Here is a 13,199-nt window from a genome sequence, read left to right as displayed (position 1 = left end):
AAAGACTTTTCCTCTCCCCATCTTCCATTACTCTACTTTCGAATTATGCGAAAGTTTAGGTTCCAGGTTCTAATTTCTCTTTTTGTCACATTTTTTCTTACCTCATGTTACAATTACATGAGCGAAGACGTTCCCATCATCGTTAGGCCAGATTTCAAACAACAAATTGCGATCCTTACCATCAAAGTTTCTACCCCCGAAAACGATAAAACCAAACGAGAAATTACGTCTATATATTCTAAGTATTTGATGGAAACCGGATACTTTGGACGTGTTTTATCTGACGGTGTTCGGGCAAACCATCATATTGATTTGTACACTAGTGAAGTGAATGAATATGAACATTTTTGGGTTTCTTCTATCTCCACCTTGTTTATGTTAGGTACTGCTGGACTTTTACCTTCCATTTATTCCAAGGAAAGAGTTCTTCAGGCAGATTTTTATCTAAATGATAAACTCATTGGTCGTGAGAAATACCGACAAAAACATTCTACTTTGTTTGGAATTCCTTTTATGTTTATTTGGGAAACTGGAATCAAAGAAGCGAAAACAATTCATTTTAGCAAAGAAAAGAATCTGATCCACAATGTGGTGCAAGATTACAATCGTTACTTATAGGAGATTTTATGAATTATATTACAAACTCAAACCTTCCAACAACACGCATTAAAACCTTAACCATTTTGATGATACTTAGCACATTTGTTTTTGTTTGCAAAACTCCAGAAGTCAAAAAGGCTCCAGTAGTTGAAGTAAAAAAGCCTGAACCAGTGGAAAAAGTGGTAGAAGCGCAAGATCCCAATTTAGCTTTTTTAGAGAGTATCGAAGATGGTAGAGAATTGCCAGATTCGGACAAATGGAAAGTAGAACAGTATGATGTTTTTACAGAAGACACTTTTCCTTCCTACGCACCTGCAAATACTAATATCGATTTTACGAAAGTCGATTATCCTCTGTTAAATGCTGCTATCTTTTATGTTTCTTCTAAAGAAAGAAAAACTCTTGGTCTTCGTCCTTTTAAATATTCGGAAAAATGTGAACAGGCTGCTTTTGGACATGCGCAAGATATGGTTACTTATGATTTTTATTCTCATACAAGCACCGTAAACGGAAAGGAAACTCTTCGCGATCGTTTGGATTTGGTGGGAATTACTGATACTTATTCTGCTGAAAACATTATCAACGCATTTGGAATCCAATACCAAGGGGGACGAGCGGTGTTTACGCCAGCTCAAAATGGAGGTCCATTCTTTAGTTATACAAAAGCAGGATCACCAATTCCCAACCATACGTATTTGAGTTTGGCAAAAGCTGTGGTTGAAATTTGGTTTAACTCACCTGGACATAGAAAAAACATCCTTAATCCAGAATTTACTTATATGGGTGCGGGAACTTCCTTTTACAAAGACAAAAAGTTCTATGATATAGATAAGGTAAAGGCTGTCCAAGTGTTCACGGCAAAACCTTAGAATACACTTTCTTCATTTATATTAAAAACTTAACTTACAAAAAAAAGACATCCAATAGAGTACAGAAAATGAACCTACAATCCCGTGGGTTCAAAATAAGGAAGAAGTCTTTTTGGATCTAAGCGAAATTGATTTTTTGGCCAAACTCCTGGCCCAACAATTTGAATCTAAAATTTCGCTGATTGTCTCTTTTGACAAAAAAGAGATTCATATTAATGCAAGTTATGGAGTTTCACCAGACCAATCTCGTGACTTGATTGCCTTTTCTTCCGAAATTTTGAAATCTTCAAATGACATTCTTGTGATAGAAGATTACCATAAAAAACAAAATCCAGAAAACATTCTGCTGCTCAAATTCGATTTCAACTTAGCTTTTTTTGTTGGGATTCCCTTTTTTCATGAAGATGGGTCTCTATTGGGTTCTATTTCCCTTTTTGATGATCGTGTAAAACAAATCGATGCCAAACAAATTGAGTTTGTTCGAGAAGTATCCAAAAGAGTGGAAAAAATACTCAAAGAAAAAAGTGAATCAGAATCTTTACAATCAAATGAATTAATACTATTCGGACATAGCTCAGATGAAAGTCCAATATCATTGTTTGGAACAGAACAAGCGATTAATGAAGTTAAAAAAATAGAAAAAGCGCTTCGTGTGAGTGAGGATGCCTTTCGAGAAAATTTTGACAACGCAGCCATTGGGATGGCGTTACTCGACGAAACAGGAAGATGGCTGAAAGTGAATAAGAGGGTTTGTGATATCTTGGGATATTCTGAGTTAGAATTTATGAACCTCACATTTCAAGACATCACTCACCCCGAAGATTTAAACGCAGATTTAAAATATCTAGAAGAACTAGTCACCGACAAAAGAAAGTTTTATCAAATGGAGAAACGATACTTTCAGAAAAGTGGTAACTTAGTATATGCTATTTTGGCAGTTTCCATGGTGAAAAATGAAGACGGAAAAGTTCTTTATTTTATTTCTCAAATCATCGATATCACTGAGCAAAAGTTAGTTGAAAGAGAATTAAAGTTGGCTTTAGCAAAAAATCAAGCCATTTTAGATTCAAGTACTTTGGTTTCAATTATTAGTACAGATACCGAAGGTACAATCACAGAGTTTAATCATGGTGCTGAAAAAATGTTGGGTTATACTTCGGAGGAATTAATTGGAAAGTTTACTCCAAAAATTTTTCATATTGAAAGCGAAATCGAAGAAAGAGCCAAACAACTTTCCAAGGAATACAATCGAACCTTTGAGGGATTTGAGATACTTACTTATCATGCAAAAATTGGAAAACCAAATACATTAGAATGGACGCATAAAAGAAAAGATGGATCCACGTTTACTGTACTTTTATCAATTACTGCTGTAAAACAAAATGAGAGAATATCTGGTTATCTTGGTGTCGCTGTGGATATTTCCGAACTCAAAAAAGCCGAAGCAGAAATCCAGTCCTTACTCGATATCACAAATGAACAAAACCATCGATTGAAAAACTTTACGAGTATCGTTTCTCATAACTTACGATCTCATAGTTTTGGAATTAGTGGTATGATGGAAATTCTACAAAATTCCTTTCCTGATTACTTTCAAAATGAAATGATGCAGTTATTATTTGGAGCCACAGAAAATTTAAAACGTACCATAGAAGATCTTACGGCAGTGATCAAGGTAAACTTAGCCCAAGAAAATTATGAGTTTGTCGATATCGGTATCATGGTTCAAAAAAATATCGAAAGTTTGGCCTTACAAATTTTAGAATCAAAGTTAAATATTGAAGTTAGTTTTCCGAATCAATTGTTGGTTCGAGGAATTCCTGCTTATTTAGATAGCATTGTGCTAAATTTGATTACCAATGCCATCAAGTACAAATCGAACGATCGAAATAGTTATTTGAAAATATCAAGTTTCATAAAAGAAAAAATGCTAGCGATTCAGTTTAAGGACAATGGTCAAGGGATTGATCTAAAGAGACATGGTGATAAATTATTTGGAATGTACAAAACATTCCATGAAAACAAAGAGGCCAGGGGAGTTGGATTATTTATTTCAAAAAACCAAATAGAGACCATGGGAGGAAAAATAGAGGTTGAAAGTACAGTAGGAGTTGGTACAAAATTCACTGTATTTTTACCCTATGAATGAAATCAATTTAGCCTGCGTTGTGGAGGATGATCCTGTTCATCTTTTTTTGACAAAACAAGTCATCACCCTTTCCGGTATGGTCAAACAGACTGTAGTTTGCCAAAATGGGAAAGATGCATATGACATGCTTGTCTCTCGAATTTCTAGTTCAGAAACTTTGCCTGATTTGATTTTATTAGATTTGAATATGCCGATTTGGGATGGCTGGCAGTTTTTAGATGAAATCTCTGCTCTTTCGCTTGGTCAAAAAATAACCATATATATCGTCACAAGTTCTTCTGATGAGGAAGATTTAAGAAGAGCAGAAAAATACAATCTCAGCAATAATTATATCGTTAAACCCATTACCTTAGAAAAACTAAAAGAAATCATTTACGCAATGAACTAAAGTTCCGTCCTGAATTGGGATTGGATTAAATGCAGTCGCCATTCAAGGAATGACTTTTTTTGAATTGGTAGAAACGAAATACTTACTTCGAAGCCATTTTGACTACGATATCAAATTCTTTTTTTGTCACTGGTTGGATTGATAGTCTTGATCCTTTTTGAGTCACCACCATTTTTTCGAGTCCCTTCGTGATACGAAGTGTATCCAAAGGAATTAATTCTTTAAACTTTGTATGAGGTTTTAAGTGGACTCCAAACCATCTAGGTTCTGTTCCTTTTAATTTAGGATCAAAGTATTTATGGTTTGGATCAAATTGGTAGGGGTCAGGGCTTGCTTCTTTCGCAACTTCTGCGATTCCTACAATCCCTGGTGGATCAAGTCTACTATGATAGAATAAAACCAAGTCACCTAACTTCACTTCATCGCGAAGATAATTACGGGCTTGGTAGTTTCTAACACCTTCCCAATACGAGAGTTTTTCTCGTATTAGGTCATCGATAGAAAATACATCTGGTTCTGTTTTAAAGAGCCAATATTTCATCTATGTGTTTAAGCAGAATATGCTGGTTTTGTTGCCGAACTGCCTTTTCCTTTTTTTGATCCTAATCCCGATTTGGAATCAGCGAACTTATCAAAGGAAGGTTGGACAATGTTTGTCAGTTCTTCGGCATCAATCGTTTCTTTGGCAAGAAGGGCTTTCGCAATCGCATCCAATTTCTTTTGGTTCTTTTTCACCAAGTCGCGACCTTTGTCGAGACAAGTTTGGATGATGCGTTTGACTTCTTGGTCAATCATGGCTGCAAATTCTTCAGAGTAAGGTTTGCTTGTATGGCCATAATCTCTTCCCATAAAAGGAGAGGTTTCACCAGATCCGTAGTGGATGGTTCCAAGTTTTTCAGACATACCCCATTCACAAACCATACGACGAGCAATGTTGGTTGCTTGTTGGATGTCGTTAGAAGATCCATTGGAAGGATCACCAAAGATCAGTTCTTCGGCAATGTAACCACCCATAGACATCACAATCCGATCCAAACAATAGTTTTTGCGATAAGAATGTCTGTCTTCTACAGGAAGAGATTGAGTCAGACCAAGGGCACGTCCACGAGGAATGATAGTGACTTTATGAACTGGTTCGGTATACGGCAGTAAGGTGCCAAGAAGGGCATGTCCCGCTTCATGGTAAGCTGTCATTTCTTTCTCTTTGTCAGAGATAAACATAGACTTACGTTCTGGTCCCATCATGACCTTATCACGAGCTTCTTCCAATTCTTCTTGGGTCACACGTTTTTTGTTACGACGTGCGGCAAGAAGGGCTGCTTCGTTGATGAGGTTGGCAAGGTCCGCTCCTGTAAATCCAGGAGTTCCACGAGCGATCGAGTTTAGAGAAATATCAGACACTAAAGGAACTTTTTTGGAGTGAACGGCTAATATTTCTTCACGGCCTTTTAGGTCGGGAAGGTCCACAATCACTTGTCTGTCAAAACGACCTGGACGAAGGAGGGCTGGGTCAAGGACATCGGCGCGGTTTGTGGCCGCCATCACGATGACACCTTCGTTCATTTCAAATCCGTCCATCTCGACTAACATCTGATTGAGGGTTTGTTCTCTTTCGTCATGACCACCACCGAGACCGGCACCACGAAGGCGACCGACAGCATCAATCTCATCAATAAAGATGATACAAGGGGCATTCTTTTTTCCTTGGTCAAAAAGATCGCGGACACGAGAAGCTCCCACACCCACAAACATTTCGACAAAGTCAGATCCAGAAATGGAAAAGAAAGGAACTCCTGCTTCTCCAGCAACTGCTTTTGCCAGTAAGGTTTTACCAGTTCCCGGAGGACCAACGAGTAGAACTCCTTTAGGAATTCTTGCACCAATGGCTTGGAATTTTTTTGGGTCTTTTAAAAATTCAATGATTTCGAGAAGTTCTACTTTTGCTTCTTCACATCCAGCCACATCGTTAAAAGTCACTTTGACTTTTGGATCTACATTCATCTTGGCACGAGACTTACCAAAGGTAAAAGCTTTGTTGCCTGATGCTTGGAGTTGGCGCATCATAATGAACCAAATGATCCCAAGAGCAAATAACCAAGGAATGATGCCGGAAACAACACTCCAAAATTTATTTTCTTCTGTGGATTTCGCAGTAAAACTAAGGCGTGACTTACGAAGTTTTGTCACCAAATCATCGTTAACTTGTGCTACGTTTGTTTTGAAGAGTTTTGGTTTGTTATCCTTACTATTTTCAGGAATGTACCAACCTTCAATGAGCTCTTTATCAATGATGATTTGTTGTTTGGCGGAAGTTTCCTTTCCGTCTTTGGAGGTAATTTTCCCAATTGGCTTTTTCCCTTCGATGGGTTCCACCATATTCAAAAAATCGGAATAACTGATTTCGTCGGGTTTACCGGCGAAGTCCTGACCTTTATAAACCGTTGCCAAAATGACAAGGAATACGAGTAAAAATAGAAATACGGTTTTGATGTTTTTATTCATGTAAAGACTTCTCGATGATTAGACTGAAATCAAAGGTGATATTTCTGAATCACTTCGTCAATATCCCCCATGGATATGGAACGAATCGCCGCTTCGGCGTCATTGATGATCTGTATCAAGCTCAGGTTCTCTAATGGCTCAAAATCTTCACGTAAAAATTCTTCTCTTTTTTTAGGATTGAAGCTCGAATTAAGAACGCCGATCCGAATTCGTATAAAATTGGGGGATCGTAATGAGACAGAAACCGAGTTGACCCCAGGGTTGACGTCGTTTTCTCCACCTTTGGTGACTACGATTTGGCCCAATTCAAGGCCTACGTCTTCGTGGATGACAACAATGTCTTTTACCTGGATTTTTAAAAAGGAGGCAATGTAGAGAACCGACTCACCGGAAAGGTCACTGAAGGTTTGTGGTTTGAGTAAAACCACTTCGTCCCCTTCAAAGTCACCACGACCGATGAGAGATTTCTTTTTCTTTGTTTTGATTTCGATGCCAATGTTGTTGGCGATGACATCGAGAATCTTAAAACCAATGTTAGATCGATTGTTGTTATATTTATCGCCAGGATTTCCTAGCCCTACAATTAACTTCATTGGTTCTTAAAAGAGGATCTTATTTCTTTCCAGCTTTTTTCGCTGCTGGTTTGCCTTTGCTATCTGCTTCCGCTTTTTCAGCACGTTCAGCAGCAAGGATCGCTTTTGTTTTGCTACAAGAAGCAACAATCGGATCACCATTTACGAGGATTTCCCAAGATGCTGGGTGAGGAAGTTCGGAAACTTTAATCATACCTCCGATATCCAAACCACTTACATCAATTGTGATCACGTCAGTTAAATCTTCTGGAGTAGACTTCACTTTGATTTCGTGAACTAAGTGTTCGAACTGACCACCAGCCTTAGAACCTTTTGCCACGCCAGATGTTTTGATCGCTACTGTAGTAAGGATCTTTTTACCAGGAGTTACTTTAAAGAAGTCGATATGACGGATTTGACCTGTGTGTGGAAATCTTTGGATTTCTTTTACGAAAACTCTTTCTGTTTTACCATCGAGTTCGAGGTCGATGAGAGTTGCCTTACGGATTCCAGAGTCGATGAGTCTTTGAATTTCTTTTTCGACAACACTTGCCGATCTTGCTTCACCGTTTCCGATGATGTTCGCCGGTACTAAACCTTCCACACGCATTCTTCTTGCAGGACCTTTTCCCTTAGAAGTTCTTGTTTGTGCTTTGATACTGATTTTTTCCATGATTATGTTCCTTAAAGTTATGAAAACAGACTAGAGATTGATTCTTCGTTATGAATCCGCTCGATGGCTTTAGCAAAGAGTGGGGCGATGGAGAGCGTTTTCAAGTGATTTATTTTTTTGGTCTCCGGAATGCTGATAGAATTTGAGAGCACAATTTGTTTGAAGTTTCCTTCATTTAATTTTGCTGGTGCTTCTCCAGAAAGAACTCCATGAGATGCACAACATAATACCGATTTTGCTCCATTTTGATACAATGCGGTTGCTGCTTTGGCAATGGTTCCACCGGTATCAATCATATCATCAAGTAATAAACAGTTTTTATCTTTGATTTCACCAATGACATGCATCACCACAGACTCGTTAGCTTTTGGTCTACGTTTGTCAATGATGGCAAGTGATCCGTTTACTTTTTTCCCAAAGTTACGAGCTCGTTCTGCACCACCAGAGTCTGGCGAAACAATCACGAGGTCTTCCATATTGAGGGAGTTGATATACTCAGCAAGAACAGGTGAAAAATACAAATGATCCACAGGAATACGAAAGAATCCTTGGATTTGGTCAGCATGTAAGTCCATTGTGAGAACACGATCTGGACCAACAGTTTCAATCAAGTCGGCTACCATACGAGCAGAAATCGGAACCCTTGGTTCTACCTTTCTGTCTTGGCGGCCATATCCATAATAAGGAATGACTGCAGTGATACGACGAGCAGAAGCTCTTCTTGCAGCATCAATGATGAGTAAAAGCTCCATTAAACTGTCGTTAGCTGGATAGCTTATGGATTGAACCACAAACACATCTCGTCCACGAACGTTTTCTTCAATTTTTACAGAACTTTCTCCGTCAGAAAATCTTTTGACCGAGATTTGGCCGTTCGGAATGCCCAAGTGTTTACAGATTTCCTCTGCAAGAGGTCTATTTGCATTTCCAGAAAATACAACTACTTCGCTGGGATTCATACTCCAACCAACCCTTTGTCTATATATTGTTTTGCGAGAGCCAAATCATCAGGAGAATTAATACCGTGGCTTTCTAAAGCATTCGCCAAGGTTTTTGCTCCGACTTTTTTTCCCAACGATCTAAAAATTTTGATCACGTCTGTGAGGTAATACTCTTTCTGAGCATTGTCATTGCCAATTTGTTTAAGTGCACCAAACAATTCCTCAGTATTGAAACAATATGTTCCTGTGTTCACTTCGTTTACCGCTTTTTCTTCGGGACTTGCATCTTTTTCTTCTACAATGCGTAGAAGGCTACCGTCATCGGAAGAACGAATGATACGACCGTAACCAGTTGGGTTTTCCATCTTAGCGGAAAGAACAGTTGCGGAATATCCATTAGCTTTATGAAGTTCTATGAGTTCGGAAAATGATTTTGCAGAAATAAGTGGGGCGTCTCCGCATGCGACTATCGTATAACCAGTGTATGGTGCTAGCTGTTTCTCTGCAGAAATCACTGCATGACCAGTTCCCAATTGTTCTGTTTGTTCTGCAAATTCCACACCGGGAAATGATTTTGCGATATCGGTAACGATATCTTTGCGGTAACCAACAACGACGACTTTTCGTTCGATGCCGGCGGATTCGATATTACGAAGAACGTGAAGTAAAAGTGGTGATTCGTTCAGTACAACCGCAACCTTGGGAAGTTCACTCTTCATTCGAGTTCCTTTCCCCGCCGCCAAAATAACAGCAGTTACAGTATTATGTAGGTTCATCGTTCGTTCTATCGGATCTTTTAAAACTGGCTGGCCTGCTAGGATTCGAACCTAGGGAATGGCGATACCAAAAACCGCTGCCTTACCGCTTGGCTACAGGCCAGTTTCTAAAAAGAGAACGTTCGAAATTCCATATCGGGAAATCGATTGGAGACAATGCGAAGGGCTTCGTCTCTTTCTCTATCTGAAGGATAAATGCCGTAAAAGCAAGAACCCGAACCCGATAAAGAAGCATAGACTGCTCCCGACTCAAAAAACCCTAATCTCAATTCCTTTAGTAAGGGTTGGGTCTGAAAAGCGATTTTTTCAAACTCGTTCTCAAGCCTGTTTTGCAGGTATGCCCAATCCCCGACTTGAAGACTTCGAATTAAATCCTCTGCCAGAGATTTCCATACTTGGGAACCATAGGGTTTTTGTAAACTTTTTTGAAGGCCTGCGTACATAGATGCGGTAGAAAGTCCGAAGGGAGGGATGGCCAAAATCCCTGTTCCCTTGGCTACAGAAATAGGTTCTAGCACCTCGCCAATCCCACTCACAAAACAAGCAGAGGATTGAAGGAAAAAGGGGACGTCGGCACCGATGGACTTTGCCAAAGAAATCTGCTCGTCCTTGGAAAGTTTTGTCAAAGGGAAGAGTTCTTTTAAGAAAAACCCGGCATTGCTACTCCCACCACCAATTCCCCCTTCTGGCGGGAGATATTTTTGTAAATGGATAGAGACGGAAACTGGGTGAGAAAGGTAAGTGACTAACTTTTGAAAGCTCTTGTAGAGGATGTTTTTTGTAAAATCGCCTCTTTCGGAAACTTCTTCGAACTTTGAGTGGCGGTATCCTTGGAGATGGTTTTCGGAAACGAGATGAAGCACAGAGTTCGAACCTTCAGGTAGAGGGTTTATCTCCACCTCCATCGGATCTCCCAAACTAATGTGAACAAAAACACTCCGAATTTCGTGTAGCCCATCTTCTCTTTTGTAAGGAACAAACAATCCAATGTTAATCTTTCCTGGTGAGATAGATTTCAAGAAAAGTTTCCTATGTTTGCGGATGGAGATTTTGTCTGGAGGGAGCTAGCGACTGCAAATGCAGTAGAATGGAGGTTTTGATTTCATTCGGCTCCGAGACAAGAATTGAATTACCGTAACCAATAATTGTTTGGATAAACCAGTTTTGGTCTCGGATTGGTGTTTGGAACTCTCGATAATTAGAATCACCAATTTGTTTTTGGTTACCCGTCGGCGTAAGGTTCAGTTTCATTCCCAAATGATAAGAAGCTCCATCCGTGATCCAAAGTTTTGCAATTTCTTTGTTTTCCGTATCGGCACCAAATAATTGTTTGAACCCTTCGAGAAACTCACCTGCTGTATCAGGTAAGTTTGGATATTTGGATTCAGAAATGTTAAGATCTAAAATATAATCCAATCGAAAGGATCTGAACCCTTCTTTAGAAAGATCATAAGCCAAAAGATAAGAATCACTTTCTTCCCAAAGGATCCAGGGAGCCAAAGTCCTTGTTTCTTTTTCCTTTGTATCCCTTTTCCAATAAACAATTGTTAGTGTTTTTTTTGCGTCAATGGCTTCAATGATGGTTTCTTTAGTTTTTTGGTAAGGAGACCAGTCACCAGCAGGAATAACTGCATCAATTTTAGATAAAATTGATTTTTTAACTTTAGAATCTTCGGATTTTGAATCGTTGGTTAAAAGGGAACGAAGGAGAGACCATTCTTTAGGCGAAAGTGGAAGTGCAGAATCAACGGCAATGGGGAGTCGGATTTTTACTTTCTCCCCATCAAAATCTAAATCGACTGCATCGGTTGGTGAATAAGGATACATCTCAATCATATACAACTCACCTAAATCTTTTTTGAGAGTTGCGATTGATTTGTGACCAGTGACACTTTGAATTTCTTCTAGTCCAAGACCTTCTGGATGTGAAGCCAGAAGGCGGATTAAATTTAATTTGGAAGCGGCTCGAGCAGTGGATGGATTCATTATGCTTCTAGAATTACTTTTAATTCCTTCGCATTAGATGCACATAATGATTGTTTTTCGATGTTTTTTGCTTTTAAGTGTCCACCAGTTAATCTTTGGCTTACTACACTTGGTCCAAAGTCAATGATTGTGTTAATGGCACTGTCATTGAAAATAGGAGCAATCGCCAAATCCCAGTAAAGTGGCTCGATGAGGACCATCTTAAAAAGGATGTCACGTAAGTTTCCATCTTTTTGTAAGTTGTGACCATCGTAGATACTGTATACAGGAACTTTTAAATCAGCACCAGTATAAGGAAATGGAACCACAGATGCATCTTCTGCATTGAATTTATCAAGCGACGTTTCCATAAATGGGCAGTGGAAAGGTGCAGTTGTTTTCAAATAAACAAACTTAAATTTTTTCTCGTCCATCTCTGCTTTCCATTGTTTACGGAATGCAAGTAAAGAAGAAGGAAGCGCAGAAAGAATCATGGAATCAGGAGTGTTGTAAAGAGAAATAAAAACAGTGTCTTGTCCTTTGAGTCCAAGAGAGTCATTTGTTTTTTTCACTCTTTCTTCTAATTCATCTTTTGTATAACCAATCACTGCAACCATAGGCGCAGGATTTTTATCTCCATTGGCTTCGTTTTCTTTGACTACTTCTTCTGAAACAATAAAGTTAGGATAAACTTTTTGTCCGTTAAATCCTAGATAGAAAACGAATTTTAAGAAGTCTGAATATGCCTTTAAAAAATCGGCTCCGTCTTTTCCTAGACCAACAAGAGCAGAAGCAATCACCCCTTGGCTATGTCCACTGACAGCACCTGTTGCTTTGATGAGATCCGCTGTTGGGTAACCACGTTTTGAAACCAAAACGTAATTGGCAATTTGGGTCATAAAGATTCCCGGAACAGAAATCGGTGCGCGAGCTAAATAATCTTCAGAAGGAGCGCCATCTGGATTTTCGATCCAAGATTTGAAATCAAATCCTTCGTTAAGGAGTGGGCTTTTGCCATCACGGGCAGCGATTTCAGCGATGGTTTTGAAACTGGTTTCGAAAAATTCTTTTAGTTCTGGTTCTGCGTATAATTTTACGAGTTCTTTTAGATAAGGTGAACCCTGTCCTCCAAATTGAAGGAAAAATTTTTGTGAATTTTGGAGGGTGGCAGTAAGGAGTTTGGCCGATGTCATTTAATCTTCCTGAGATATGATTTTTCTGTTACCGTACAGATCGGACTTCCTAGAACAAGGAGAAAATTCAAGGGAGGAACCTAAGAAAGGGAGTGGAATTTTACACTCACTGGCTTTGGTGAGCGGATTGAGAGGGGAAGTGAGTTACTTTGGAGCGTCCGTATTAAAAAATACTGAGTGAAAAGAGTGAGTGAGTTTCATTTTCGATCTAGTGGACTTGGAAACTGAGTGGAAAACGAAAGTCAGTTACGATTTTCAGTGACTTTCAAAGGAAACCCGGTGAAAAAGGTAAGTGAGTTTACTTTTCCTTTTCCACCATTTACCGAATTAGGCAGCTTTACTTTGTTCGAGATTGGATTTAATGCGTTCGTGGTCCAAGGCGAGAAGAACGATATTTTCAAAATAGGTAGAAAAGTCGATCCTTCCAGACGAATAGTCTTCATGGAGAAGGGCTAAAAGAAGATAGAACATAGATCCTCCTGGTGGTTCCGAATCTAGCAATGTGACATAATTCGAAAAGTCTTTTTCAATCAAAGAGTTACCTTGAGTGTCGGCTAGTCTGGAAATTTTT

General features: G+C 39.1%; 14 protein-coding genes and 1 tRNA gene. 4 read left to right on the top strand and 11 right to left on the bottom strand.

Annotation, left to right across the window (positions count from 1 at the left end):
* Positions 1–117: 117 nt before the first annotated feature.
* From EHQ47_RS04855 to EHQ47_RS04840, 4 genes are all read left to right on the top strand, one after another.
* A complete protein-coding gene (locus EHQ47_RS04855; protein ID WP_135747815.1) occupies positions 118–618 on the top strand; it encodes a hypothetical protein in 501 nt (166 codons plus the stop codon).
* Positions 619–626: 8 nt separating this feature from the next.
* Positions 627–1,469, top strand: a complete 843-nt coding sequence (locus tag EHQ47_RS04850) for a CAP domain-containing protein (protein WP_135747816.1) — start codon at positions 627–629, stop codon at positions 1,467–1,469.
* A 112-nt stretch (positions 1,470–1,581) separates the two neighbouring features.
* On the top strand, positions 1,582–3,618 hold the full coding sequence (locus EHQ47_RS04845) for a PAS domain-containing sensor histidine kinase (protein ID WP_135776654.1): 2,037 nt from the start codon (positions 1,582–1,584) through the stop codon (positions 3,616–3,618).
* A complete protein-coding gene (locus EHQ47_RS04840) occupies positions 3,611–4,006 on the top strand; it encodes a response regulator (protein ID WP_135747818.1) in 396 nt (131 codons plus the stop codon). Before EHQ47_RS04845 ends, EHQ47_RS04840 begins: the two co-directional genes overlap by 8 nt.
* Positions 4,007–4,088: 82 nt before the next feature.
* Here the strand turns inward: EHQ47_RS04840 and EHQ47_RS04835 are convergent, their stop codons facing one another.
* The 11 genes from EHQ47_RS04835 to EHQ47_RS19665 all read right to left on the bottom strand — a co-directional run bounded on the left by EHQ47_RS04835 (position 4,089) and on the right by EHQ47_RS19665 (position 13,099).
* Positions 4,089–4,547 carry an EVE domain-containing protein gene (locus EHQ47_RS04835; RefSeq protein WP_135747819.1) on the bottom strand — a complete coding sequence of 153 codons (459 nt, stop codon included), beginning with the start codon at positions 4,545–4,547 and terminating at the stop codon, positions 4,089–4,091.
* Positions 4,548–4,555: 8 nt separating this feature from the next.
* Positions 4,556–6,508, bottom strand: a complete 1,953-nt coding sequence (ftsH, locus tag EHQ47_RS04830; RefSeq protein WP_135747820.1) for an ATP-dependent zinc metalloprotease FtsH — start codon at positions 6,506–6,508, stop codon at positions 4,556–4,558.
* 29 nt (positions 6,509–6,537) lie between these two features.
* Entirely contained in the window at positions 6,538–7,101 is a 564-nt protein-coding gene (pth, locus tag EHQ47_RS04825; protein ID WP_004786830.1) for an aminoacyl-tRNA hydrolase, read from the bottom strand.
* A gap of 19 nt (positions 7,102–7,120) precedes the next feature.
* On the bottom strand, positions 7,121–7,753 hold the full coding sequence (locus tag EHQ47_RS04820) for a 50S ribosomal protein L25/general stress protein Ctc (protein ID WP_135601949.1): 633 nt from the start codon (positions 7,751–7,753) through the stop codon (positions 7,121–7,123).
* A 17-nt stretch (positions 7,754–7,770) separates the two neighbouring features.
* Positions 7,771–8,712, bottom strand: a complete 942-nt coding sequence (locus tag EHQ47_RS04815) for a ribose-phosphate pyrophosphokinase (protein WP_135634999.1) — start codon at positions 8,710–8,712, stop codon at positions 7,771–7,773.
* Positions 8,709–9,470, bottom strand: a complete 762-nt coding sequence (locus tag EHQ47_RS04810) for a sugar phosphate nucleotidyltransferase (protein WP_135747821.1) — start codon at positions 9,468–9,470, stop codon at positions 8,709–8,711. The genes EHQ47_RS04815 and EHQ47_RS04810 overlap by 4 nt, the downstream gene beginning before the upstream one ends.
* Positions 9,471–9,497: 27 nt before the next feature.
* Positions 9,498–9,573, bottom strand: a tRNA-Gln gene (locus EHQ47_RS04805).
* A 4-nt stretch (positions 9,574–9,577) separates the two neighbouring features.
* A complete protein-coding gene (locus tag EHQ47_RS04800; RefSeq protein ID WP_135776653.1) occupies positions 9,578–10,489 on the bottom strand; it encodes a 4-(cytidine 5'-diphospho)-2-C-methyl-D-erythritol kinase in 912 nt (303 codons plus the stop codon).
* Positions 10,490–10,499: 10 nt separating this feature from the next.
* Positions 10,500–11,456: a WYL domain-containing protein gene (locus EHQ47_RS04795; RefSeq protein ID WP_135747823.1), complete on the bottom strand. Its 957-nt coding sequence runs from the start codon at positions 11,454–11,456 to the stop codon at positions 10,500–10,502.
* Entirely contained in the window at positions 11,456–12,628 is a 1,173-nt protein-coding gene (locus EHQ47_RS04790; protein ID WP_135747824.1) for an ACP S-malonyltransferase, read from the bottom strand. The genes EHQ47_RS04795 and EHQ47_RS04790 overlap by 1 nt, the downstream gene beginning before the upstream one ends.
* 327 nt (positions 12,629–12,955) lie before the next feature.
* Positions 12,956–13,099 (bottom strand): hypothetical protein, encoded by a 144-nt coding sequence (locus tag EHQ47_RS19665; RefSeq protein ID WP_167483256.1) that lies wholly within the window; start codon positions 13,097–13,099, stop codon positions 12,956–12,958.
* Positions 13,100–13,199: the final 100 nt, after the last annotated feature.

Origin of the sequence: Leptospira bourretii (genome assembly GCF_004770145.1) — a bacterium.
In the GTDB taxonomy this organism is placed as follows: domain Bacteria; phylum Spirochaetota; class Leptospiria; order Leptospirales; family Leptospiraceae; genus Leptospira_A; species Leptospira_A bourretii.
Note: the sequence above shows the minus strand (reverse complement) of the source record. Positions and strands in the feature narration are given on the sequence as shown.